A 518-nucleotide genomic window follows, 5' to 3' on the forward strand; every position below is an offset into this window, starting at 1 on the left:
GCCCGAGTCCGCGATGCGTTCTTCGCATTTCTTCGAATGCCCGGGTTGTACTTAACCCCGTCGAACCATCGGCGCCACGTCATGCGGTTTCATGCCGGGAGACGGGAATTGACCGGATCCGATCGAACCGGCGACGTGACTGTTCGGGGCGGTCACTCTGCGGCGCAACGGTGATCATGCCCGAAGCGTTCCGGTCCACCGGCGGCTAAAACGAGAGATCGGGATCGGAGCGCCCGGGGAACTACTCTTCGTCGAGGTACTCGATGCCCTGCTTCGAGACGTTGGCTTTGGTGATGTCGTCGAGGTCGTTGAGCCAGAAGTCGTCGTCGGCGTCGTCCACCTCCGGGGCTCCGTCCTTCCACGCCCAGCCCTCGTACTCGTGGACTTTCTGCGTCCCCTTCTCGCGAAGCCTGAGCGTCGTTCGCTCGGCCTCCTCCTCCGAGGGCGCCGGGTCGAGCGTCCGAGCTGCCTTGAGCGCCGCCTGACGCGGCATGTTGCCCGAGAACTCGCTCGGTTCC

1 protein-coding gene is annotated in these 518 nt (G+C 64.5%); it reads right to left on the reverse strand.

Annotated features, from left to right (window positions below; translation table 11 throughout):
* Positions 1-241 precede the first annotated feature (241 nt).
* On the reverse strand, positions 242-518 hold a 277-nt coding region (locus EXE45_RS17660; protein WP_241989529.1), incomplete at its 5' end, for a non-histone chromosomal MC1 family protein.

Origin of the sequence: Halorubrum sp. SP9 (assembly GCF_005435015.1) — an archaeon.
In the GTDB taxonomy this organism is placed as follows: domain Archaea; phylum Halobacteriota; class Halobacteria; order Halobacteriales; family Haloferacaceae; genus Halorubrum; species Halorubrum sodomense.